The organism is Candidatus Zixiibacteriota bacterium, from assembly GCA_019038695.1.
Classification (GTDB): Bacteria; Zixibacteria; MSB-5A5; order GN15; family FEB-12; genus B120-G9.
In genome coordinates, this window is record JAHOYZ010000001.1 from 41,662 (window position 1) to 63,734 (window position 22,073).

19 protein-coding genes and 1 riboswitch are annotated in these 22,073 nt (G+C 50.8%); of the genes, 1 reads left to right on the top strand and 18 read right to left on the bottom strand.

Annotation, left to right across the window (positions count from 1 at the left end; genetic code table 11):
* Positions 1 to 359: 359 nt before the first annotated feature.
* The 18 genes from nusB to KOO62_00265 form a co-directional block, all read right to left on the bottom strand.
* Positions 360 to 788 carry a transcription antitermination factor NusB gene (gene nusB / locus KOO62_00180; protein MBU8932399.1) on the bottom strand — a complete coding sequence of 143 codons (429 nt, stop codon included), beginning with the start codon at positions 786 to 788 and terminating at the stop codon, positions 360 to 362.
* A 2-nt stretch (positions 789 to 790) separates the two neighbouring features.
* On the bottom strand, positions 791 to 1,261 hold the full coding sequence (ribE, locus tag KOO62_00185; GenBank protein ID MBU8932400.1) for a 6,7-dimethyl-8-ribityllumazine synthase: 471 nt from the start codon (positions 1,259 to 1,261) through the stop codon (positions 791 to 793).
* Positions 1,262 to 1,264: 3 nt separating this feature from the next.
* Positions 1,265 to 2,476 carry a bifunctional 3,4-dihydroxy-2-butanone-4-phosphate synthase/GTP cyclohydrolase II gene (locus KOO62_00190; GenBank protein MBU8932401.1) on the bottom strand — a complete coding sequence of 404 codons (1,212 nt, stop codon included), beginning with the start codon at positions 2,474 to 2,476 and terminating at the stop codon, positions 1,265 to 1,267.
* 17 nt (positions 2,477 to 2,493) lie between these two features.
* On the bottom strand, positions 2,494 to 3,117 hold the full coding sequence (locus tag KOO62_00195; GenBank protein MBU8932402.1) for a riboflavin synthase: 624 nt from the start codon (positions 3,115 to 3,117) through the stop codon (positions 2,494 to 2,496).
* A gap of 14 nt (positions 3,118 to 3,131) precedes the next feature.
* Complete coding sequence (gene ribD / locus KOO62_00200; protein ID MBU8932403.1) at positions 3,132 to 4,235, bottom strand: bifunctional diaminohydroxyphosphoribosylaminopyrimidine deaminase/5-amino-6-(5-phosphoribosylamino)uracil reductase RibD; 1,104 nt, start codon at positions 4,233 to 4,235, stop codon at positions 3,132 to 3,134.
* Between the two features lie 82 nt (positions 4,236 to 4,317).
* Positions 4,318 to 4,441, bottom strand: a riboswitch (FMN riboswitch).
* Positions 4,442 to 4,476: 35 nt separating this feature from the next.
* Positions 4,477 to 6,648 carry a response regulator gene (locus KOO62_00205; protein MBU8932404.1) on the bottom strand — a complete coding sequence of 724 codons (2,172 nt, stop codon included), beginning with the start codon at positions 6,646 to 6,648 and terminating at the stop codon, positions 4,477 to 4,479.
* 61 nt (positions 6,649 to 6,709) lie between these two features.
* A complete protein-coding gene (locus KOO62_00210) occupies positions 6,710 to 8,668 on the bottom strand; it encodes a GAF domain-containing protein (protein MBU8932405.1) in 1,959 nt (652 codons plus the stop codon).
* Positions 8,669 to 8,859: 191 nt separating this feature from the next.
* Positions 8,860 to 9,513 carry a ribonuclease HIII gene (gene rnhC / locus KOO62_00215; GenBank protein ID MBU8932406.1) on the bottom strand — a complete coding sequence of 218 codons (654 nt, stop codon included), beginning with the start codon at positions 9,511 to 9,513 and terminating at the stop codon, positions 8,860 to 8,862.
* A 3-nt stretch (positions 9,514 to 9,516) separates the two neighbouring features.
* The gene (efp, locus tag KOO62_00220; protein MBU8932407.1) at positions 9,517 to 10,077 is read right to left on the bottom strand and encodes an elongation factor P; all 561 of its coding nucleotides are present in this window, start codon (positions 10,075 to 10,077) and stop codon (positions 9,517 to 9,519) included.
* Positions 10,078 to 10,174: 97 nt separating this feature from the next.
* The gene (locus KOO62_00225; protein ID MBU8932408.1) at positions 10,175 to 12,010 is read right to left on the bottom strand and encodes a PAS domain S-box protein; all 1,836 of its coding nucleotides are present in this window, start codon (positions 12,008 to 12,010) and stop codon (positions 10,175 to 10,177) included.
* 53 nt (positions 12,011 to 12,063) lie between these two features.
* Positions 12,064 to 12,852 (bottom strand): prepilin peptidase, encoded by a 789-nt coding sequence (locus tag KOO62_00230; protein MBU8932409.1) that lies wholly within the window; start codon positions 12,850 to 12,852, stop codon positions 12,064 to 12,066.
* A gap of 27 nt (positions 12,853 to 12,879) precedes the next feature.
* The gene (locus KOO62_00235) at positions 12,880 to 13,629 is read right to left on the bottom strand and encodes a 16S rRNA (uracil(1498)-N(3))-methyltransferase (GenBank protein ID MBU8932410.1); all 750 of its coding nucleotides are present in this window, start codon (positions 13,627 to 13,629) and stop codon (positions 12,880 to 12,882) included.
* A gap of 1 nt (position 13,630) precedes the next feature.
* Positions 13,631 to 14,536, bottom strand: coding sequence for a 50S ribosomal protein L11 methyltransferase (locus tag KOO62_00240; GenBank protein ID MBU8932411.1), 906 nt, complete (start codon positions 14,534 to 14,536; stop codon positions 13,631 to 13,633).
* Between the two features lie 49 nt (positions 14,537 to 14,585).
* The gene (gene dnaJ / locus KOO62_00245; protein ID MBU8932412.1) at positions 14,586 to 15,752 is read right to left on the bottom strand and encodes a molecular chaperone DnaJ; all 1,167 of its coding nucleotides are present in this window, start codon (positions 15,750 to 15,752) and stop codon (positions 14,586 to 14,588) included.
* A gap of 7 nt (positions 15,753 to 15,759) precedes the next feature.
* On the bottom strand, positions 15,760 to 17,703 hold the full coding sequence (gene dnaK / locus KOO62_00250) for a molecular chaperone DnaK (protein ID MBU8932413.1): 1,944 nt from the start codon (positions 17,701 to 17,703) through the stop codon (positions 15,760 to 15,762).
* A gap of 77 nt (positions 17,704 to 17,780) precedes the next feature.
* The gene (gene grpE / locus KOO62_00255; GenBank protein ID MBU8932414.1) at positions 17,781 to 18,389 is read right to left on the bottom strand and encodes a nucleotide exchange factor GrpE; all 609 of its coding nucleotides are present in this window, start codon (positions 18,387 to 18,389) and stop codon (positions 17,781 to 17,783) included.
* 3 nt (positions 18,390 to 18,392) lie between these two features.
* Positions 18,393 to 19,439 carry a heat-inducible transcriptional repressor HrcA gene (gene hrcA, locus KOO62_00260; GenBank protein MBU8932415.1) on the bottom strand — a complete coding sequence of 349 codons (1,047 nt, stop codon included), beginning with the start codon at positions 19,437 to 19,439 and terminating at the stop codon, positions 18,393 to 18,395.
* Between the two features lie 295 nt (positions 19,440 to 19,734).
* Positions 19,735 to 20,316: a hypothetical protein gene (locus KOO62_00265; protein MBU8932416.1), complete on the bottom strand. Its 582-nt coding sequence runs from the start codon at positions 20,314 to 20,316 to the stop codon at positions 19,735 to 19,737.
* A 350-nt stretch (positions 20,317 to 20,666) separates the two neighbouring features.
* Here KOO62_00265 and KOO62_00270 point away from each other — a divergent pair, with 350 nt between their 5' ends.
* A complete protein-coding gene (locus KOO62_00270) occupies positions 20,667 to 22,070 on the top strand; it encodes a hypothetical protein (protein MBU8932417.1) in 1,404 nt (467 codons plus the stop codon).
* Positions 22,071 to 22,073 lie beyond the last annotated feature (3 nt).

A 22,073-nucleotide genomic window follows, 5' to 3' on the forward strand; every position in this document is an offset into this window, starting at 1 on the left:
ACAAAGTCTGGTAGGTCAAGCGGCTTGCCGCTTGATGGTTATGCTCAATGTCAGGCCGACAGGCGGCCTGACCTACTGTTTCCAAAAACCGAACACTCATCATCCGGCCCAAACAAGTTTGAGCCGGCCACCCGACCGAATTGGCAGAACCACCAAGAGGGGTTCTGCCCTACTGACGAACTGAACCTGTTGATAAACCCAGATAATTGAAACATGCTTCGACTCCGCTCAGCATGACAAACTGCAACATGTTGTCTTTCAAGTCACCCTGAGCGGAGTCGAAGGGTCATGAACGACATATCTAACTTTTTCAACAAGCCCGAAGCTGTGGGGCACCCAGATCCTACCCGATACTTTGTCTACCCCTCGTCGCTAATACTGCTCAGGTTTTTTGCGAACTGGTCCAGGACACCGTTTATGAATCGAGAGGATTTGGCGGTGGAGTATTTCTTGACCAGCTCAATGGACTCGTTGAGAACAACTTTCACCGGAACACTTTTGAACTCCATCAATTCCACGATCGCCATTCGGAGAACGATGAGATCAATTGCAGCCATCCGGTTAATATCCCAATTGGCCGCCAGCGCTGTGATCTGCTCATCGGCTTTGTCGCTGTTCCTGTGAACGGCGGCAAAGAACTCACGAGCGAAAAGCGCATTGTTCTCGCTGATGGTTTCTTTCTCCAGCAACCGTTGAAGCTTGATGCCCGGATCTTCGTCCGAACATTCGCTGGCATAAAGAGCTTGCAAAACAAGCTCTCGTGCGTGACGACGAGGTGATTCCCCCATCGTCAGTCCATCACTCGGTAGAGATTGACCAGTTCCACTGCCGCCTCAGCCGCATGCCAACCTTTGTTGCCGGCCTTGGTGCCGGAGCGTTCGATAGCTTGCTCCAGAGTGTCGGCGGTGACCATGCCGTAGATAATCGGCAGGTTGGAATCGAGTGCCAGCTTGGCAATACCTTTGGTCGCTTCGTTGGCAATGTAGTCAAAATGAGGAGTAGCGCCCCGGATTACCGCTCCGAGGCAAATGACCGCATCATACTTGCCGGACTTGGCCATCCGAGCGGCAACATACGGCACCTCAAACGCCCCCGGACACCAGGCTACCGTAAGGTCCTCTTCAGAGGCTCCATGCCTTACAAGGCAATCGACCGCGCCTTCCATAAGTTTCTCGGTCAGGAAGTTGTTGAACCGACTGACAACAAGGCCGAATTTGAATCCTTCAGCCTGTAACTTACCTTCGAATGTTTTGTAACCCATCATCTAAGCCCTCATCTTCTTGAGGTGGAGAATATGTCCCATTTTATCCCGTTTCGTCTCAAGATAAGTCCGGTTGAACCGTGTCGGCTCCACTTCGAGCGGTACTCGCTCTGTGATCTCAAGACCATATCCTTTAAGACCAACAACCTTTTTAGGATTATTAGTCAGAAGTCGAATTGATGTCAAACCGAGATCGGCCAGGATTTGCGCCCCTGTACCATAGTCGCGCAGGTCCGCCTTGAAACCCAGGTCTTCATTGGCCTCGACCGTATCACGACCATTCTCCTGCAGTTTGTAAGCTCTGATCTTGTTGACCAGCCCGATACCGCGGCCTTCCTGACACATATAAAGAACCACCCCGCTGCCTTCCCGGTCGACCTGACGCATAGCGGCGTGGAGTTGATCGCCACAGTCGCAACGACAAGAGCCAAGCACATCCCCGGTGAAACAACTAGAGTGAACTCGAACCAAAACGTCTTTCTTGCCGGAGATATCACCTTTGGTCAGAGCAATGTGAGTTTCGTCATCAGTTTCGGATGAGTACATGTGTAATTTGAAATCACCGAAATGAGTTGGCAACATAACGGATTCAATCTCCCGCACCAGCTTTTCAGTTCTATGACGGTACGCAATCAGGTCACGAACAGTGATGAACTTCAGATCATGTTTCTTCGCGATCTCATGCAGTTTCGGTACCCGTGCCATTGAACCATCGTCATCCAAAATCTCGCACAACAATCCCACCGGGGAGAGTCCCGCCATCCGGGCCAGGTCCACGGAAGTCTCCGTATGACCTGCTCGCCTGAGTACTCCTCCGGGAACCGATTGGATTGGGAAAACATGTCCCGGCCGCGCCAGATCCTCCGGCCGAGCATTGTCATCCGCCAGAACCCTAATTGTAACTGCGCGATCAGACGCAGAAATACCGGTGGTAGTGTCATTGACAGCATCAACCGAGACAGCGAAACGAGTCCCTTGAAGCGCGGTATTGTGGTCCACCATCGGATGCAACTGGAGTTTTGACATGCGTTCCTCGGGCATGCAAACACAGATAAGACCGCGTCCGTGGGTGGCAAAAAAGTTCACCATTGCGGGCGTTACTTTCTCTGCCGCCATAATAAGATCGCCTTCGTTTTCGCGATCTTCATCATCGGCAACAATGATACACTTGCCGGCTTTGATATCTTCAATTGCTTCCGACACAGTGTTGAATATTCTTTTGTCAGCCATAATCACCATCCGCTCTCAAAGAGCTTATTCTTAGTTAAACCGTTGTTTTCAGAATATTGATTTATTTTTAGCAGATACTTTCCCAACATATCGAACTCAATATTGACCTCATCACCCGTCTTCCACTGTGAGACCGTTGTGGCCGTCGCCGAATGGGGGATCAAATTGACACTGAGGCGACCGGAATCAACACGATTGACGGTCAGTGAGATACCGTTGATAGCGACAGATCCTTTCTCGATCACCAGCCGGTCAAACTTTGGATCGTACTGTACTACTATCTCAAGTGACTCTCCAACTCTGACTACCTTGGCAACACTTGCTGTGCAGTCTACATGACCGGTCACGAAATGGCCGCCCACGCGCGAACCGACCTGAAGTGCTCTTTCGAGATTAAGCAACGAACCGCGTCGATAGATATGTAGAATCGACCTCTCCGCCGTTTCCTGGGAAGCTTCCACTGTGAACGAACCAGCCCCAAGCTCGGTAACCGTCAGACAGACTCCGTCACAGGCTATGGAATCACCGATGGACAGATCAGAATCGACCAAAGGCGACTTTATTGTCAGCAAACGATAGTTTCCCCGCGCAGGGAGATCCACGATCGTGCCTATATCTTCAATCAAACCCGTGAACACAACTAAGCTCTCTTCCTTGGATAGCCGATCACCACGCAGTCTTTTCCCAGTTGTTGGAATTCGTGTTTCTCTAATTGTAATGCATCTGCCATAACCTGCGTCTTCAAATCCCCGATAGCATTGATCCCCTCCCCTACTATTTTCGGGGCTATTACGATCACACACTTATCGACCAGGTTCAGTTTCAGGAATTCGGTCGCCACGTTTTGACCACCCTCAATCAACAGCGATCTCAGACCGAAGCTGCCTGCCTGTTTCACGAGGTCGGCCACGTCAAGCTGGCCGTTGGGCTTCTCGGCCAGGTTCCAGTAGATGAGGTTCTGTCCGCGTTTTGTTTTGGCAAATCGTTCGTTCGCCGCCGCCGGTCCCGCAACTACTGTCTTGTAGTCATCATTATCCAATAGCAGGTGACACCTGCGTGGGAACTTCAATGACGAGGTCAGGACAATACGATACGGATTGGCACCCTTGACGCGGCGAACAGTAAGAGATGGATTGTCAACCGCAACGGTGTTCATCCCCACCACGACACCGTCGAATTCGGCTCGAAGTTGATGGGCAAGCTTGAGTGTGGCCGGGCACGAGATCCATTGCGACGAGCCGGTCCGGGTTGCTATCCGACCATCAAGCGATTGCGCCATTTTGAGAACTACAAACGGCCGACCATGTCGATGCCAGTTGAAGTAGATTTCGTTGAGGCGGATCGCCTCAGTTCTCATGAGTCCGGTTTCGACGGTAAGACCGGCTTTCCGAAGCGCTCGAAGACCTTTACCGTTTACCTGAGGATTGGGGTCTTTAACGGCCACAACGACGCGCTTGATACCAGCCTCTATGATAGCCTTGGTGCATGGGCCAGTATGGCCGGTATGACAACATGGTTCGAGGGTGACATAGATGGTAGCCCCGCGCACCGAACGGGCGACGTTCTTCAGGGCAGCCACTTCGGCGTGATCACCCCCAACGCGGCGGTGATAGCCCTGACCAATTATGCGGCCCTTCTTGACGATGACCGCCCCAACCATAGGGTTGGGCGCAGTGTGATACCGGCCCCGTGAGGCCAATTCAAGAGCCAGCGCCATGAACTCGCGGTCTGTCCGCTCGGGCATAAAAAAATCCCCAAAGTACACTTCGGGGTAAAACACAACAGCAGATGACAGCCCTACCCATACGGGCTTTCATCAACTCTAATGCAATCTTCTCTCATCCGGACTATACCGTCGGCGTCTGAATTACACAGACTCTGCCGGAGAAACCTCCAGCTCGCGGGCTTTCACCGCCGGTCGAGGATTTTCGCCTCACCCCGAAGATCGTTTGAATCAAATATATTGGTAATTAAGAAAAAGGCAATCAGTTTCTTGGGAAAATTTGATCGCTGCTTTGAGCCTCGGCACTCAGATCACTCACCAGCGCCCGGACGTCTTTCAGATGGAATGGCTTCGACATAATCGTCCTGATCCCGCTAAGAGCTAATTCACTCTCATCAAGCTGTGTCCCCCAACCGGTTATCATGGCAATTGGCATGGCCGGAAATCGTTCGTGTACTATTCCCGCCAGTTCGAGACCAGACATGCCGGGCATACCAAGATCGGTGATCATCATGTTGAAATCTCGCTTGTCAATTTCCTCCAACGCTACATATCCGTCGGGACAACCGACCGGATTGTGCCCATCTATAGCCAACGTGTCCATTAGTACTTCACGTACATCGCTATCATCATCGACAACGAGAATTCGCAGACGTTCCGGTTTGTTCTTGGATAGCGTCGTTTCCCGCACCACTTTCCGGGGTGACTCCTCTATGCCTTCAAGGGTCACTACAAAACTCGATCCGCCTGATTCGTTAGAATGAACCGCGACGTTACCGTTGAGACGTCCCACTATACCGCGAACTATCGCCAATCCCAACCCGGCTCCACGCTCCAGAGTTGTCGTAAAGAATGGATAGAATATTTTCGTCCGTAATTGCTCCGGAATACCCGGACCTTCATCGCTAACGGTTATGGTGATAAGGTTTTCCTCGGCAGCTACAATAATATCCACCTTACTGCCGTTCGGCGAAAACTTCACAGCGTTATCAACCAGCTTGTCGATAACTGTCATTAGGTCTACCCGATCACCACTAACCACGACCTTATCAAGCAGACACCTGGCACATACCTGTATCTTCTTTCCGGCTGCAATCTCCTGCCAGGTAATCCGGCCAACCGCCATCAAATCCTTGAGCAATTGACCCAGCTCGACCGGATACAACTTCCGTTGCGTGACGCTGGTACTGAACTCCTGAAGACGTCGAACCGACTCGGCTCCAACAAGAGCCAGGTGTTCGAGTTGGTTCAGCCCTTCCAGATTGGCGCCATCTTCAGTCTTGCGCTTCATCAATTGCACGCGCCCGATGAGACCACCAAAGACGTTATTAAAGTCGTGAGCCAAACCGGAAGTCATGTCGGCCAGAGCAGCAACAGTCTCGGTATTCGCCAACCGTTGTGAAGCTTCGTCCAAAAGCTGGTTGGCTTCCCGTAGTTGTTTTACCAGGAGAGCGTTGCGCAGAACAGTTTGTACAAAGACAGCCAAAACAGACAACAACTCACGATCATTGGCGCTGAGCTCAATATTACCAGCCGCCTTCACCACCAGAACCAGGTGAATATCGGAATCCGGGCTGATCTCAAGCATCACCGCATGGCTCCAGTAGGTATCACTATCACGACCAAGATTCTGGCAACGATACTTGAGCGTATCTTCTTGAAGATCTAGTCGAATGAGAGGTTCTACTTGCTCCAGCATCAGCTTGAGATCTTCGTCAGTGGGACGGTCACAGTTGATATGTTCTTTCAGCGTGAAAGAACCGGTATCGTTGTCCCGTTGTAATGCCAGTACAATCGCGCCTGGGATAATGTCATTCACGCGTTGCAGCACCTGGTCGACAAGTTCGTCGTATGCAAGAGTTCTCAGGGGTAATTCGAACAAAGGCAACAGTCGCGATAGCCCTTGCGAGTAGTTCTCGACCTGAGCCAGATCGTCGGCGGCATTCATGGCAATCGAGGCCGACTGGCAGGCCAGATCAAGCATGTGTATAGACTCCAGCGATACTGCTGGTTGGGACTCATACCAATAGGCGGAACAGATTAGATCAAGATCTCCATCAAAGTCGTAACGGAACTGGTAATTGCATGCAAAGCTGTTGTCCCGACCGAATTGATCCGGCGGAAGAGTAGATGCAGAATCGTCCTCCTCAAGGTCAATCATGATCGATTCGTGAGGCAACAGGTCGGATCTTTTGTTAGCCCAATATGACTCCAGCGCACCAAGATTGCGTATGGAAAGATGATGTCCGTGTTGATAGGAAACCGGTATCAGTTCCCCCTGACCGCAATAGAAAACAGCTACGAAATCAGCCCCAAGGATTCGCGCCATCATTTGAGCTGCTGTATCGACCTGAGTGACGATGCCAGCAAACTTCTTACCGGCCCTCGCCTGGAAGTATTTCTGTATTAACTTGGTTGAGACATAGGTCTGCATAATGAGTCTATTTCCTGTACCAGACCACGTTCATGATTTCCATCAACCGGGTATCGGATACTTAGCCAATGATCTTCTCAGTGTCCGTCGATTCTGGCGCCACAATTCTTGAGTCGACGTTTCCCACCGGATCGCTCGGACCGACAGGAGGCGAACATATGCTTCCTCTTGGGAAGCTACCTGTCGACATACCCACTGTTTCGAACTGAAGTCTCGTAGCCTCAGTCAGGGTTGAATCAAATGCTGACCGGATAACAAGAGCCACCGCAGCAGCTACCGAGGAAACGAAAAGCACATCACAGGGTGTGTAATGGTAGCGATCACTACGCCGTCGGTCAGCCAATGAGATAACGCCACATACCTGTTGTCCCAGCGTGATCGGTACCAACAAGGCTGATTTCAGATCCGGACGGTACATCTGCCTCGTCTCGGCCTGTGACATTGTGCCCTCAGCATTCTCCTGGTTGATCACCATCAGTCGTCCATGGTCACGCACCAGACGATGATAGGGCATCAGAGACATGATCATATGTCCGTCGGCCGGAACCATGTCATCCTGGGAATGGGTTAGTGCCAACGCCCGCGATCTCAGAAATGTCCCGTTCTCCTCAAAAGTCGATATCCTCACTGAGGATGTCCGCAGTTCTCTGAGAAGTACGTTGGCAGCTTTCTGGTAGACTTGCTGCGACTCCGACTCTGAGGCGAGTTCACTTAAAATACAATTGACCAATGTGTGCCTGCGACGGAACTGCTCTTCTTCGTAGCGACCAATCTCGGCGGACAACATCCTTGCAAGAACTGGTATCATTGCTCGCAACGTATGAAGGGTACGTCCGCGAGCATGCACCGGTCCTAACAACAATACCGCCTTAGTGCAATTAGTGTCCTGCAACGGAACTACGAGTAGGTCCTTCACACCCGTGGCCTTCATGATATCACCCACAAAAGGCGGCATCTGCTCCATGTCAGTAGTAGCCATGAAAGGATGCGTCCCATCCGTCATCGTCGAAGATAGATCCTCCAGCCAAATTGGATCAAGTCCCTTCTCACTGAGCAGAGTCCCGTTTCGTCCCACCGTGTACCGACGGCTATCACGTCCCGTATAGGCCATCGTAAAAGAAAGATATTCTGCCCCTGTCACACCCCGTAGCAATCGGGCAACTCGAACCACTCGGTCATCAAAGTTACCACCACTGTCGATAATTTCCTGGAGATTTTCCGTCTCTCTGTTCTGTTGCCGGCCATACTCGACCTCAAGTTGGAGCTTCCGGCTGGTCATGGAGCGACCAAGAATGTCCATTACGAGTCTTACTACATCCTGATCTTCGATTGAGAGACCAATCTTGTCGGTCCACAGCAGGAACACGGCTACCAGCTTACCCTTGACACGCAATGGCATTACTACTCGCGGAGATTCACTTCCAGGCGGAACTTCCACAGCAATATCATCACTCTCGTCAGTACTGCTAGCTGAGGTTGAGATTGATCTCAACAGATCGACATCTTTCTCCAGACCACCCGCAGCACTTAGAAAGCTTATGGTTCCGGTTCGTTGTTGACGGACAAATATGGCCCCTTTGGAAATCCTCAGTCCCCCAACAATTAGCTCCAGAACTCTTTCCAGTATCAATGTGGTTCGGCTCTCACCCGCGACGAGCTGCTCAATCTGCTTCAATAGATCGTACCGATTATCTTTCTTATCTGACTGGGCTTGTGGAGAGCGACCACGTTCCAGCCACCCGGAGATACCACTGGCCAGAAGCACAGTAGCGGTTATCGTAGCAATCCAGGAAGTCAGCTTGAAAAACAACGGCTCGGAGAAAAACGGTACAGAAACAAAGAACCCTGCGTCGTTACCCAATCGGGCTGTCGCCACTAATGCCATTATCACCAACCCGGACGAAATGTGTCGGTACACTTCACCACTCAAAGCTAATATCATGGGTCTGAACCGCAACACCACTACAAGAGCGGAGAGAGAGATCAACCCTGCCCCTAAATTCACTGTCTGACCTTCCACGAAACCTCCTAAAGGTCCGAAACCGTTCTATTTCTTGAGTTATCGGCACTAACCGGAGAGCTATTAAGGAAGGGAGGCAATTATGAGAGAACGGCAAACATCACTTTAACGACATCTACATTAACACAACATATAATGTATTAGTTTATGTAATACGCATAATGTCGTTACCATACATATGTTATCGGCGTCTATTTAGAAAACAAAGTAAGACTTGAGGCTCGACTAAAGTTCTTGAAGTGCGTCTTGGAGAGTTTGGTCAGGACATCAACGCCATAGAGATGGACCAATTCTCGACCAACTCGATCTACTTGAGCTGAGGCTCCTTTGGGGATATCAACATGGTACTCACCGGATAATCGCTTGATTTCCCTAATAAAGGCCGCCCTCGCGAGGATTGATGCGGCTGCCACCTGAACTATTTCTTCACCGCGAAAGCGCTGGTTGACTTCTACCGACACTCCAGCCTTTCTTAAGACACTCTCGACCAATTCTGTTTTGCCAAACTGGTCCACTACAATCAGATCAGCCGTCTGTTGCTCCAGAACACCGGAAATGGCCTCGCCGTGGCCATGAGCCAATAGTTTGTTGAGGTTTCGAATATTCTTGTAGCGGGCGTTATATTGCTCGGGGTCGATCACCACCAATTGATGAGCAAAGTCCTTCCTCAGGAACTCGTCGAGATCAAGAACGCGGTTGTCAGAGAGCTTTTTTCCGTCGCGCACACCAGCCTTGACCAGCATAGGACAGGCATCATCTGGGGCAAGAAACGCGGCCACAACCAACGGGCCAAAAAAATCACCCTTACCGGACTCGTCAACACCGACTACTCGCCGCCCGGACATATTCTAATTGGCTCGTTCTATGTATTCACTCGTGCGAGTATCTATCTTAATCATATCCCCTTCTTTGATGAAGGGCGGTACTTTTACCTCAAGGCCGGTCATAACTGTGGCCGGCTTGGTAATATTCGACACAGTGTCACCCCGAGCGGCCGGTTCGGTAGTGACAACTTCCATGATAACAGACGCTGGCAGATCCACCGAGAGCGCCTGACCATCGAGGAACAGCACCTTGTAATCGGAGTTCTCCAGCAGAAACCACCGGGCATCACCAAGATTCTCCACGGGGATTTCGATTTGATCGAACGTCTCCGAATCCATAAAAGTGTAAGCTCCGCTGTTCTCGTATAGATACTGCATCTTGCGTTCTTCCACATCGGGGGCTTTGAAAGAATCGTTCGAGCCAAACACCTTTTCGACGACTGCACCGGTCTTAATGTGCTTAAGCTTAGTGCGAATATTAGCCTTGCCTCGCCCCATCTTGAAGTGCTGGTAGCTGACTACATAGTACGGCTGATCATCAACGACAATACGCAAGCCTTTACGAAAATCCGACGGTGAAAACATATGGTCCTCCTGAATAAATCAGCCGTGAATATAATACATTCACTCGATTGCCAAAGCATTTTTTATCCTCGTGCATCGGACAAGAAACTTCTGGCGGTTAGGTCACAACCTGGGCTGAAACTCCTGAATTAGTATTGTCTTGGTCTGGTGTTGGAATCATGGGTAGAATGACAGAAAACACCGTCCGCTGATTCGCCTCCGATGTGACCGTTAGTCTTCCCCCGTGCAGATCGACAATCTTGCTAGCCAGCGACAGCCCCAGGCCTGTACCAGCCGCTCTTGATGAGAAAAAGGGAGTGAATATTTTGTCCAGGTTCTCAATCGGGATGCCACAGCCGTTGTCAGAAACCTCAATGATTACATTCCCATCCGCTTCGCTGACCTCAATAAGCACCTCTCCCCCATCAGGACCATACGCCAGCGCAGCGTTTTCAATCAGGTTCCCCAGTACTTGTTTGAACAGAAGAGCATCAAGTATTACTGTCAACTGCATATCAGCTTCTATGCGGAACCGGATAGCCGTTAAATCCTGACGCACTTGAAACGAACTAACTACATCGAATACGAGATCAGCCAACACCTCAGGGAAACCGTTTATTTGCAATGGACGGGCATATTGCAGGAAACACTCGAGCAGATCCTGTGCCTCAGCAGCTTCAGCAATGAGAGCCGCGACGCTGTCCTCAACGGTGTCTTTTTGGTCAAGTCGCTTTTTTAGAAGCGTCAGGTAGCCTGATATGGCTCCCATCGAATTCCGCAGTTGATGAGCCAGACCTCCAGCCAGCTCTCCCAACGCGGCCATTCGTTCTTTTACCTCAAGTTCAGTGCGCAACTGCGTAACCTCACTCAGGTTATTTAGCAACAGTGACACTCCCAGCGGCTGGTCGTTTCCTCCACAGATAACCGATGTGGATACTCCAACTGTAAGATGACGTCCGTCCGGGCCGGTCATATCCGTTTCCTGGTAATCAGTCGCCGTCAGATCTTTCAGACTCATCGAAACCGCTGACGATATCACCGATCCGTCAGGGATTACCGTCCCATAGGCCTTTCCAATACAACCTTCGATTGTCACCCCCAGCATACTCTCGGCCGCATCATTGACAGTTACAATGTTGCCTTCAAGATCAAACGTGACAATGCCGGAGCGTATCGATTGCAGCAGGTACTTGTTGAACTGCTCAAGTGAGTCTGCCTTCTGCCTGATGATCTCATTCAGACGCAGAAGTTGCTGTTCCTGTTTCCTGAGTTCATGAATAACCCGGCGATATTCCTCGACAACTGCATCGGCGTCGTCCTCACCGGCATCAAGCGACCGACCCGCATGTTTCGCCTCAAGCTTTAGTTTGCGAAGTGGGGAGAATATGATTTTTGATAATAGCAGGTAAATTCCGATCAGGACAATTACTACTACTACTCCCATCGTAGCCACCAATCGCTGACTATCATCAAGATAGGCCAGTTCGACATCCTCCCGGGACAGGATCAATAAATTGTAGCGATTACCGGGAATAGGGCTGACAAGGAAATATTGGTCATTACTCCCTCGCGTCAAACTTTGATATTCCGATGTGAAGAGCTTCTCAGCCAGGTCGTGCATATCTGCAACAGGCAACTTCTGAGCAACAACACGGAACCACTTGAGTCTTGCTTCTCTGGTCCCGTCAGCTGGTCTGGTAGGGAAGATACAAATCCTGCTGAGTTGAAAGGTCCGTTTGAGTTGCGCTTCCTGTTCAGCGTTCAGGTGTGGCTCTGCCATACTGGGTAAGGCGCGTCCGATAACTACTGCGGCAGATTCCATGCTGGAGGTAAGCGATTCGCGTTTGGCTTCACGAGTTCGATAGATGACCAGGTTGGATAGGAAACTCAGGAACACCAGGGCGAGAATGATTGCCAGCAAGCCCAGGTGTACTTCCGATTCGTACCGTTTCATTGTGCCGCCCATATCAACCCCATCAAATCGTTGCGGTTAATGTCGTCGCGACATCACCACGGAGTAACACCAACGACCGTTACTAGATACCAATGGATGATACGATCGCCAAATATGATAGCCACCACCGCCGCCGAAGCCAGAAACGGACCAAACGGAATCATTCGCGTTTCGCGCAGTCGAGATGAAAAACACATTACCGCCAACGATACCACCAGCCCGATCGCAGCGGATCCGAAAAACACAAAGATGACTTTCTGCCACCCAAGAAACGCTCCCAGCATACCGGCCATTTTGATGTCGCCCCCGCCCATCGACTCTTTCTTGAACAACCAATCACCCAAAAGCGCCACCAGGTACAGCGACCCTCCTCCCGCCACCAACCCGATGATGGCGCTGAGAATCCCGATTCCGTCCGGCCGCATCGACACAGCCAGCCCGACAATCATACCGGGAAGAGTTATGGAATCAGGAATGATCCGGTGATCCAGGTCAATGAAAAAAATGACGACCAACGCGGAGGCCAGGACTGCCAATATCAGAAAATCTAACGACATCCCCTCTTGTCGGAAGAAATACAAATAGAGCGCTGCATTGAGCAACTCTACTATAGGATATCGCATTGAGATTGATTCCTGACAGAACGCACATTTCCCTCGCAGGCAAAGATAGCTCAGAACGGGGATATTGTGGTACCACTTGAGTTGTTGACCACAGGCGGTGCAGGCCGAACGACCAGACACGAATTTCTTGCCGAGCGGAAGGCGATAGATCAGCACATTAAGAAACGATCCTATCACCAGCCCGAACAGGCCGATCCAAATCGGTAGTAGTAGTTCCATAGCTTTAAGTATCGGAAACAGGCGGGATTATCTCAACTCACCCACAGCATTCATCACCAGGGCACAGACAGCTGGTCCGGCAGTCTCCGTGCGCAGGATACGCGTACCCAGTCTGGTGGGGGTGAATCCGGCACGTATCGCAAACTGGTATTCATCGTCTGAAAATCCGGACTCAGGACCAACGAGCAGGTACGCCCGCTGATAGTCAGAGTTTATACTCAAATTATCGAAAGATGACACGCTCGGGTCGGGATGAAAAATCAAGCTCAGGCTTCCCGGCTCGACCTGTGGGAGGAAATCCACCACCGATGTAGGCGTCGAGATATTGGGTAGATATGACCGGCGACATTGCTTTAGCGCCGCCAGGGCAACTTTCTCCCAACGCTTCAGGCGCGACGCAAGACGCTTGGGATCATCAAATCTCATCTTTGTCTTGTTGGTGACCAAAGGCACAAAGCGTCTGACTCCCAACTGTGTTCCCTTATCAATAATCTCGTCAAACTTACTCCCGACAGAAAGTCCAACCGCCAGAGTAAGATGGATCGACGGCTCCCCATAATGTCGCGTTTCAGAATGGATGCCAACCGTGACCTTTTTCGAACGTGGACCACCAGTTAGTTCACCTCGAAAAGCAGTACCAATTCCATCCACGACGATCACCGGTGTTCCCTTACTGAGGCGCAAAACCGACTGGGCGTGCCTGCCTTCTGCGGCCGATAACTCAATGATGTCCCCGGTTCGATTCTGGGGCGGCGCATAGAAAAGCGGTGGCAACAAATTAGCACTCCTTCTGTACGATAATGGTTCGCCACTCGTTGTCCGGATAGATATCGACTTCGGAAAAATCGTGTGCCTTCAGAGCAGAGGATACTTCATTGACATCCTGCTCCAACAGGCCTGACAAGACGAGCATTCCTGGTGAAGACGTCAGTGAGACCAGATCATCGAGCATTTCGAGAACAGTCACTTTGATGATGTTGGCACAGACGAAATCATATGGCTCGTCGCCTCGACATTTTTCGATGGATCCAAACAGGATGTTATTGGGAGCAGTAATCCTGTTGGCGATAACATTCTCACGGCAATTCTCTATCGCCACCACATCGTAATCAATCGCTTTAATATACGACGCCCCCATCTTGTCAGCCAGAATGGAGAGAATCCCGGAGCCACATCCCATATCGAGAAACCGTGCGTCCGGTTTGAAGTATTTCCGCAGAACGATCATACAGGATCGGGTCGTCTCATGCGTACCAGAACCAAAAGCCATCCTGGGTTCAATTATAATCTGATAGCGCGTTTGGGGTACATCGGTAATCCAGGGCGGAACAATTGTGATGTCATCGGCAACGATCACCGGCAACACCGACTTTCGGTATTCTTCTTCCCACATCCGGTGGACAATCGTCCGGCTCGTGATCTCCGGGGCGATGGGCATATTATCCCCAACCAGACCATTAACATAGGATGCCAACTGTGCTCGTTGCTGGTCAGTCTCGTCGGGGTTAACATAGAATATCACCGTCGTGACATCGCAGTCTTCCTCGTCCTCAAGGACAAGCCCATTAGATATTTCTTCGGATATAATAAAATCGCACACGGCATCTACATGGCATGGTGGCAATTCTACTCGTAGTTCGGTCAGCCTGCTCTCATCTTTGTCGTGGGGCTTAGGCAAAACCATAGTGGTCGGGGCTTGTCTCAATCAATAGGCTGCTGCTGTAAGAACTGATTCAAACTCCCAACGTCTCCCTCAATTTGGAAAAGAACGACTTACCGCCGGTTGGAGCCGTAAACGACTCCGAGGAGGACAGCTTCTCAAGCATGTTCTTGTCCTCTGTCCGCAACTTGGTCGGCACCCACACTGTGATCTGTACCAACTGATCACCGCTGCCGTTACGATGCAGATGTGGGATACCCTTACCACGCATCTTGAGTACTTTGCCCGGTTGAGTACCGGCCGGTATCCGCAATTGCACATCACCCCACAAAGAGGGAACCGAAACGACTCCGCCCAGAGCGGCCGTGGTGAAAGAAATGGGTAACTCGCAAACGATGTTGCCACCGCGACGGGTAAAGAACTCATGTTCACTTTCTTCGAACACGGCTATAACATCTCCCGGTTCACCGTTGCCGGGAGCAACGTTACCCATGCTGTCTACAGTCATGTAATTGCCGCTGGACACACCCGGCGGAATCTTGATCTTGATCATACTGGTACCGCGCACACGACCTTCGCCACCACAGGTGCGACAGGGGTCAGAGATTACCTCACCAACTCCGCGACACATGTTGCAGGCTGTAACCTGTTGGACCGTTCCCAGGATCGTTCGGGAAAGTGTACGTACGCGACCAGCCCCTTTACACTGAGGGCAGGTCTTTTTGCTCGATCCGGTCGCCACTCCACTGCCACCACAGTCATCACACTTGACAAGACGTTTCACGCGCAGAGATTTCTCAATACCGGTTGCAATCTCCTCCAACGTCAACTCGATACGCACCCGAAGATCTTCACCACGGTTGCGTTGCCGTCGTCCACCGCCACCCATACCGAACAAATCGTCGAAGATTGATCCCCCGGCTCCACCTCCGGCCCCACCGAAGTTGTTCATAAAAGCGCGCAGAGCGTCACCAATATCAAAGCCACCCTCGAATCCACCAAAACCTCCCCCCTGACCAAGGCCGGCATGACCAAACTGGTCATATTGCTGCCGCTTCTGGTCATCCTTGAGAACTTCGTAGGCCTCTGTAGCTTCTTTGAATCGCTCCTCAGCGGAAGCATCTCCCGGATTGCGGTCAGGATGATTCTTCATGGCCAGCTTACGATAAGCCGCCTTGATCTCATCCTCAGCTGCGCCTCGGTCAAGTCCGAGGACTTCATAGTAGTCGCGTTGTGTCATTGATCAGCTATTTCTTGTCGTCGTCGACAACCTCAAACTCAGCATCGACGGCACCTTCGGGTTTGGGTTCCTCGCCGGGAGTTTCTTCGCCTGATGGCTCAGGTTCGGCACCCGGTTGTTCGCCGGCAGCGGCCTGTTGCTCGGCCTGCGCCTGCTTGTACATCTCCTCGGCCAACTTGTGTGACGCAGTCGTGAGAGCTTCTTTGGCAGTGTTGATGACTTCAACTGATTCACTGGCAAGAGAGTCCTTCAACGCCTGGACAGCTTCTTCAATATTGGTCTTCTCTTCCTTGGATACCTTGTCACCATGCTCCTTGAGGGTTTTCTCAGTTTGATAGACGAGTTGGTCCGCCTCATTGCGAGCCTTAATCAAATCCGCCTTCTTGCTGTCCTCTTCCGCATTCTTCTCGGCATCCTGAACCATGCGTTCAATCTCCTGATCCGAGAGACTGGACGACACTTCAATCTTGATCGATTGCTCTGTACCGGTCGCCTTGTCTTTGGCGCTGACATTGACAATACCGTTGGCGTCAATATCAAACGTTACTTCAATCTGAGGCATCCCCCGTGGCGCTGCCGGGATTCCAACCAGATCGAACCGACCAAGAGTGCGGTTGTCCACAGCCATCTGGCGTTCACCCTGAAGAACATGAATTGACACCGCCGGCTGGTTGTCAGCAGCAGTCGAGAATATCTGCGACTTGTGAGTCGGAATGGTGCTGTTGCGCTCGATGAGTCTCGTCAAAACACCGCCGAGAGTTTCGATCCCCAGAGACAAAGGTGTCACGTCGAGAAGAACGATATCCTTGTCGTCCATCTCACCACCCATGATGCCGGCCTGAATTGCGGCCCCGGCAGCAACGACCTCATCCGGGTTAACCCCCTTGTGAGGCTCCTTGCCAAACACTTCCTTTACGACTTCAATTATTCGTGGCATTCTTGTCATGCCACCAACCAGAACCACTTCATCGATTTCGCCGGTCGTCATTTTGGCATCCGCCAGAGCGGCCCGACATGGGTCCATAGTGCGCTGTACAAGCGCGTCGGTAAGTTGTTCGAACTTCGCTCGACTGAGCGTCAAGTCCAGATGCTTAGGACCAGATTGATCGGCGGTCACAAACGGCAGGTTGATATTGGTCTGCATTGTGGACGAAAGCTCCACCTTGGCCTTCTCAGCCGCTTCCTTGAGCCGCTGGAGAGCCATTCGGTCATTACGGAGGTCAATGCCCTGGGTCTTTTTGAACTCGTCAGCCATCCAGTCAATGATCGCCTGATCGAAGTCGTCACCACCCAGATGCGTGTCGCCGTTGGTCGCCTCAACCTCGAACACGCCATCGGCGATACTCAGGATTGAAATATCAAAAGTGCCGCCGCCAAGATCGAAAACGGCCACTTTCTGCTTAATTTCACGTTGTAAGCCATACGAAAGTGAGGCAGCCGTTGGCTCGTTGATAATCCTCAGAACTTCCAAACCGGCAATACGGCCGGCATCCTTGGTAGCCTGACGTTGAGCGTCATTGAAATAGGCAGGGACCGTTATAACAGCCTGTTTAACCTCGCCGCCAAGATAGTTCTCTGCCGCCTGTTTTAGATAACCCAGTATCATCGCCGAGATTTCAGGCGGGTTATGCGTCTTGCCCTGGCTCTCGACCTCGACCGCTCCCTTGTCGTTAGCGACAACCTTATAAGGGACGATCTTCTCTTCAGACGAAACCTCAGAGAGCATACGACCCATAAAACGCTTGATTGAAAAAATCGTGTTCTCCGGGTTGGTCACTGCCTGACGTTTGGCTGCGGCACCTACCAGGCGCTCGCCATCTTTGGTGAAAGCAACTATCGAGGGCGTCGTACGTGCCCCTTCCTGATTGGGAATAATGATCGGTTCCTGACCCTCAAGAACCGCCACGCACGAATTCGTCGTGCCCAGATCAATGCCAATAATCTTGCCCATCGTTTGGACTCTCCTGTATCAGTCTTAGCCTATTTGTTTTCAGACATCATCATCCGCCCAGCCGGTCGGAAGAACTATCACTTTTCATCTTTCTTCTTTTCATCCACCACGCCCATACTCACACCTACCTTGGCATGACGAAGAACATGCTGTCCAAGGCGGTATCCCTTACTCATCTCGATTGCCACCAACCCCTCCTCATAATCCTCAGAAGGAACCTGCATCATCGCTTCGTGCAGATTGGGATCGAACTTTTCTCCCAGAGCTACAATCGGAGTCACTTCATATTTGTCCAGCAAAGTGGTCATCTGACCAAATATGAGTTCGGTACCCTCGCGAAATGCCTTCAAGTCAGTTTTCTTGTCCATATGCTCAAGCGCTCGTTCAAAACTGTCAGCAACTTCCAGCAGATCCAACAAGATACGCTCGGAAGCCATACGGGTCATATTCTCATAGTTGCGAGCCATGCGCTTCTTGAAATTCTCAAACTCTGCAGCCGCCCGCAATAGCTTGTCTTCAAGTTCAGCCACCCGCCGAGAGAGCTTTTCTTCCTCGGTCAGTTCTTCTTCGGGTTCCTGTTCGGGAGAAGACTCCGCGTTCTCGCTCTCTTCTTCCACTACCTGATCATTATTCTCGTCGTTTGACACAGCTTCTTCGTTCGTAACCGCGTCTTTCTTATCCGCCATGACTCAGTCTTCCTCTCTCGAATCCATTCCGGCCAGAACTTCTGTAATCGTCCTGGCGGTATAGTCAACCACCGACGCCAGTTTATTGTACGGCATCCGGGTCGGACCTACAATGCCGATCGTTCCGGCGATCTTGCCTACCCGATACGATGATGTTACCAACGAGCAGCCCAGTATCTCCGAGAACTGATTTTCCTGCCCGATCGTTATTATCAGCCCCTCTTCACCTGCCTTTAGCAGGAACTCGCGAAGAACACTGCCATCTTCGACTAACTTGATAAGTTGCGATATCCGGTCAATATCCGCAAACTCCGGCTGGAGGAGCAAATTGTCAGCACCTGATACACGAACATCACCCGGTCGATCCTCGGTCCAGATATGATCTTTGGAATCTACGATCAATTTAATAAGCCTTCCCCCTGCCGCAGCATCCACTAGCCGCTGGGAAATCGTATCGCGAATAACACCCAGCGTAAGGCCAGCCAGTCGTTCATTGAGAACTGCCTCCACCTCGCGCAACGTCGATTCGGGGATTGACGTCTCTACTTCAATAATGACACTCCGCGCCAGACCCGACCGGACCACAATCACCGCCATGATCCGCTCGTCGGAAATAGGAATCAACTCGACTCGTTTGAGAACACCCTCATCGAAACGGGGCGCGATTGATACTCCGAGCTGATTTGTAATTTCACTGAGAATCCGCGATGTCTGACCCAGGATCGCATTGATGCCACGACCCTTAAGAAGAATCGTCTGCTTGATATGTTCCTTCTCGGCCTCAGTCAACTGCTCCGGCTGGACAAGATAATCAACATAAAAGCGGTACCCAAGATCGGTGGGAACCCTTCCCGCAGACGTATGAGGCTGCGAAATCAAACCCAGTTCCTCAAGGTCCTGAAGCGTATTTCGGATCGTTGCCGAGGATACACCCATCTCGAATTTGTTGGCAATAATCCGCGAACCAACCGGATCAGCCGAACTGATATAATAGTTAATCAGATTGGCAAGGACTCGTTTTTCTCGTTCGCTCAGATTCTCAAACGCCATAACAACTTACGTCCGCAATTGACACTACTGCCATTATGGCAGTTATCTTGTCAGGTTGATAATTAATGTAAGGGTTTAAGTCTCTGAGTCAAGGAAAAAGGCAGGCATCCCTGTTTTCCAAAAGTGATTCTTCTTGTAGTGATTCTTCTTGTAGGGCAGGAGCCCTGTGCTCCTGCCAACAAACATGAGTCACCCTGAGTGGACACAGAATGGTCATATAAGACAACTGCCACCCTTCAGGCGAGGGATGACAACTCTATATCTATTTGGTCAGCGCGCTACCCTTACGGGCACATCACCGTTTCTGTTCCGGGTACTTTGCCAGCAATTCTGCCAAAGGTGGCACACCATATTTTGCTCGCTCAGAATCGGGAACATCTCGATCAATCGGTATTAATTCCTCATCACCGGTATCCTGGTTCACAACCCTATTCGTACCGTATTTCTGTATTCCTTCCGTAAAACTCAGATATCGATCAATGGAGGCAGCGACCAGCCAGCCGGCACCGTCCAGACCGGCATCGAAAGCTTGCTTGAAGAGTTCGTGTGCCAAGAGATAGTTTTCTACGCTCAGACTAACAAATTCATCATTGCAAAATGCGAGGCCTGTATGCTGAAGCACATAACCTGCGTGTAGTTTGTCGCGCGGAGTGACCACCTCGTTGGCAGCCAGGGCGGCCATTACGAGTTTCCGTCTCTCTTCGTCGGTCCTCTCAACATCCTCTCCACGCCGGCTGGCCTGATCTTCATTAAACATGATCTGTAGTTGTTCATTGCAGGCCTGATCCATTACCGGGCTGACTTTCGGCGATTTCGCAAAGACAGCCAGAGCCACTCCCAATATGAATAGGGGCAGATAACAAAAAACTCTTGTCACGGTGCTACTCCTTTCGCAATTGTACATCTTCAGACTATCTAGACAAACAGAGTTGAAATCTAAGCCATAGTTTGTACTCTGGCAATTGCCTTTTGTAGTATTGTTTTCATAGTTTCATCGTTCGTTCTTTGATTTGATCACTGGGTGGCCAATCATTCATGATGAGATTTTCGGTTTAGATCAAAGGCTTTTCCACACTAAAAAGAATATTCCCAAACAAAGCCATCTTCACTGAGCCTGACCCCGACCTTCCCCCGCAACAAAATCATTCCCTTTCCGTCCAAATGTGTTAAATTAGCTCTCAATTGAAATGTGTCCACTTCGTCAAAACCACGAAGGGAGTTGTAACTATGCGTTTCTTGCTAACCGTCATTTTCTCGCTGTTGTTTCTTGCGGCTCTATCAATTGCCGCCGACAAAGGCACCCTCGACGAAGACCTTATGTCACGACTCGAAAACCAGTTCGATAAGAACGGTCCCGATGTTGGTGTCATCAACGCTATCACAAATAACAATATCCAGGACCTCTCCCTCAACCGGGAACGAGTAGTGTCCCACGACGACCACTTCAGTCATCGTCTTAAAAAGAGCGGCATCACCAACCAGAGAGGCTCCGGCCGTTGCTGGCTGTTCGCCGGTCTGAATGTTTTCCACCCCGACATGATGACCCGTCTCAAACTCAATTCATTTGAGCTCTCCCAGCCGTACCTGACATTCTGGGACAAGATGGAAAAAGCCAATCTATTTCTCGAACAAATGATCACGCTACGGGATCGCCCTTTTGACGACCGGGAGTTATGCGTTATTCTTCGTAATCCGTTCGGCGACGGCGGCTGGTGGCATTATGTTACTGATCTAGTTGAAAAATACGGCGTGGCACCAATCTCAGCTATGCCGGAAACCAAACAGTCAGTCTCGACCGGCATTATCAATAAACTGGCTAATCGTAAACTTCGCACTTTCGCATCCGAACTTCGCACGATGCACGAAAACGGCCAGAGCGAAAAAGATCTACGTCTCCGCAAGGAAGAAATGCTTGGTGACATCTACGCAATGTTGGTCTGCACCTATGGCCAACCCCCGACCAGTTTCACTTTTCGTTACGAAGACAAAGACTCCACTGTCTCCGCACCAGTCGAGTTCACGCCGCGTTCATTCTACGATGAATTCCTGGCCGACGCTTTGCCTGAGTATGTCACGCTTATGGATAACCCCGGCAAAGAATACGACCATATTTACCAGATCGAATCCAGCCGCAATATGATCGAGAAAGCCGACCTCACCACGCTTAACCTGTCTATCGAAAAACAGAAAACGTATGTTCTGAAATCATTGCTCGACAGTCAAGCGGTCTGGTTCGCGTGTGATGTGGGCAAGGCTAATTACAAAAAAGACGGGATTATGGCCACCGACGTATATGACTACGCCAGCACTTTCGATATGGATTTCTCGATCTCCAAACGGGATCGTATCCTGTATCGCGACAGCTATCCTGGCCACGCTATGGTCATTATCGGCGTTGATACGACTTCGGATGGACAGCCAATCAAATGGCTGGTAGAAAATAGCTGGGGCACTGATCGGGGCGACGACGGTTACTGGTATATGTATGATGATTGGTTCAGCGAGTATGTATATTTCACTATCATCGATGAACGTCATCTGGATTCGGACGATCGAGATAAATTCAAACAAGACCCCATCCTCTGTCCGGTCTGGGATGTGTTCTATCAGGCACTGAGAAACAGTCGATAAGTA